Raw genomic sequence first — 2,738 nt, 5'->3', positions numbered from 1 at the left:
GTTAACGCCAAACATGCAGTATCGCCTTTGATAAGCCCTCCGTTCTGAGGAGATCGCTATTAGAGGTTAATGACAAAGCGCATCGGAACAGAGTGGCTAGCATTCGAAAGCATCAATTCAGCCGGTATGGTAGAACTCAGCGACGGGTCATATTGGAAGGTGTCTCTGGCAGGTGGCAAGATTGTCGGGATGTGGAGGAAAGCAGATCTATTTGAGGTGAAGGCGGACGGCGGAAGCTGGGACTGGGCTTTCCGGATTGTACATGTCGGCAGTGGTGCGCCGTCGCCAGCCACGCCCTCTGCCGGTCCGGAAACCGGCTGATCCACCCATCGTGACCAAACGGCGACCCTCTGTCACGCCCTACTTTCGAACATTGAGCATTTCTGTATAGCTGACGTTCCGTTGATTACACTGGCGTGCGACTTGGCTCGACAAGAACTGCAGACCGGGCAGATAGGAGTTGCCGTGAAGCAATGTCTTTCCTTGGTCTTGCTGATCAGTACCGCGACTTCGGCCAGCGCGTCGGCGACGGGTTTCGATGCAGTTGCTGCTGCGCCGGGCAGCCACCGTGTCCTGATGGAGGACGACAAGATCCGTGTTTTGCGGGTCGAGGTGGCACCCGGCGCGACTGAACCCGTCCATGATCACCGCTGGCCGAGCGTGATGTATTTCGAACAGCCCCAGCCGATCACCTATATCGAATACAAGCTGGTCGATGGCCGTCCGCTCGAGACCCAGCGCTTCGATGCTCCTGCTTTCAACGCTACCCAGACAGTAAGGCGGGAAGCAGAGGGACTGCATGCCGTGATGAACCGGGGAACGAAGCCGTTTGTTGCTGTGAGGATCGAATTCAAAGAGGGCAATCCGTCACATACTCGATAGGGCTCGTCAGAACCTACCGATCACCACCAGCTCACCACCCGGCCATTCCGGCTCGCCTGGCGCTAACGCCTGATCCCACCCCACCCCCGACATGGGCCGTTCCCTTCTCGAAACAGTCTACCCAAAACTTTGCGTCCGTGTACTCTGCCTCGGCCGATGAATGAACGGCAGGGATTGGGCAGGTAAATTGGCCCGGGAACGTCCGGAACCAGAGCGACCAACGTCTTATGTCGTTCACCGAGCAGGATCGTCTAATTTCGGTACCATCGAGCCCAAACTGACCGGTCGCGTGCTGGCTACCACCGCATTAAACATAGTTCGTCCCGGCCTTGGCAGCTTCTTAGACCGGTTCATTCGGCTCTTCCCACTTACTGACGACACAGGTTGCGATAGCATTTCCGAACACATTCGTCGCAGTTCGCCCCATGTCCATGAAATGGTCGATGGCGAGGATGAAGGCGACACCCTCAACAGGAAGATCGAATTGGCCGAGGGTCGCGGCCACGACGACCAGGCTGGCGCGGGGGACGGCTGCGATACCCTTGCTCGTCACCATCAGGACGAGCAGCATGGTCACTTGTGTGCTTAGTGGAAGGTCGATGCCATAGGCCTGCGCGATGAAGATGCTGGCGAAGGTCGCATACATCATCGAGCCGTCGAGGTTGAAACTGTAGCCCAGCGGCAAGACAAAGCTGGATATGCGGCGCGGCACGCCGAAGCTGTCGAGTTGCTGCAGCATTTTGGGGTAGGCGGCTTCCGAGGATGCGGTCGAGAACGCGACCAGCAGGGGCTCGCGGATGTGCCGCAGAAGCTGGAGCATTCTGCGTCCCAGGAACAGGGAGCCGGAAGCGAACAGCAAGGCCCACAATGCCCCCAGCGTAAGGTAGAACTCGCCGACTAAGGCTCCGAAGGTCGCAAGGACGCCCAGGCCTTGCCGGGTGACGACGCTCGCCAGCGCGCCGAACACGGCCAGGGGAGCGAGTGCCATGACGTAGCCAGTGACTTTGAGCATGAGACTGACCATTGCCTCGACGAGGGCCAGGACCGACTTGCCCTGGTCACCGATGGCGACGAGCGCCACGCCGATGAAAAGCGAGAAGACGACGATCTGGAGGATCGAATTCTCCGCCATCGCACCCACCATAGAGACGGGAAAGACATGAAGGACGAACGCGCGCAGGTCGAGCGCTTCGGCATTGATGCCGGACTCCACGCCTGAGCGTACCAGGTTCAGGCCTTCCCCCGGCGCGAACAGGTTCACCGCCACCAGGCCGAGGGTAAGCGACAGCAGGCTGGCGGTGAGGAACCAGGCGAGCGCCCGCGTGCCGATGCGGCCCACCGCGGCTCCATCGCCCATGTGCGCAATGCCGGCGACGAGCGTCGAGAATATGAGCGGAGCGATGATCATCTTGACCAGGTGCAGGAATACGTCGGCCAGGAGGCTGAAGTATCCGGCGACCCTGAGGGCCAGCGCATCGTCGCCGGCTGCCCACCAGTTCGCTGCCGAGCCTGTCGCCACGCCAAGCAGCATGGTGCTAACGATGAATGCTGTCAGTCTCGATCGCATAGGATATGTCTCTGATGATGGGTATGGGGGTGTCGGAAAATGTGATGCGCCGCGCCTTCAGCAGCACTTCCCCCCGCCCGCGCCGCTGAAGCGCGCATTCTCCCGGTTGCGGAAGAACTCGAGGCGGGTCATCGGCGCAGCCTCGGGATGGTGCTGGGCCATGTGCGCGAAGTAGACCTCGTAGGGCGGCTGGCCGACCATGAGCCGGGCCATCTCGCGCAGGCGGCGGACGAGCCCGCTCACGACGCTGCCACCATCTGCGCCGGACTCTCGTTCACGCTCGGCCCGT

At 60.6% G+C, this 2,738-nt stretch carries 3 protein-coding genes; 1 reads left to right on the top strand and 2 read right to left on the bottom strand.

The window, feature by feature from the left end; genetic code table 11:
• Positions 1-489: 489 nt before the first annotated feature.
• Entirely contained in the window at positions 490-882 is a 393-nt protein-coding gene (locus PMI02_RS20575; RefSeq protein WP_238539126.1) for a hypothetical protein, read from the top strand.
• A 340-nt stretch (positions 883-1,222) separates the two neighbouring features.
• Here PMI02_RS20575 and PMI02_RS20570 read toward each other — a convergent pair whose 3' ends face one another.
• Both PMI02_RS20570 and PMI02_RS20565 read right to left on the bottom strand, forming a co-directional pair.
• The gene (locus PMI02_RS20570) at positions 1,223-2,449 is read right to left on the bottom strand and encodes a dicarboxylate/amino acid:cation symporter (RefSeq protein ID WP_007686504.1); all 1,227 of its coding nucleotides are present in this window, start codon (positions 2,447-2,449) and stop codon (positions 1,223-1,225) included.
• A gap of 57 nt (positions 2,450-2,506) precedes the next feature.
• Positions 2,507-2,738 (bottom strand): YbdD/YjiX family protein (locus tag PMI02_RS20565; RefSeq protein ID WP_007686502.1); only part of this gene is annotated, 232 nt, incomplete at its 5' end.

The sequence above is a fragment of the Novosphingobium sp. AP12 genome (assembly GCF_000281975.1).
Lineage (GTDB): Bacteria > Pseudomonadota > Alphaproteobacteria > Sphingomonadales > Sphingomonadaceae > Novosphingobium.
The sequence above is the reverse complement of the archived record's forward strand: the minus strand, read 5'-3'. Positions and strand labels throughout refer to the sequence as shown.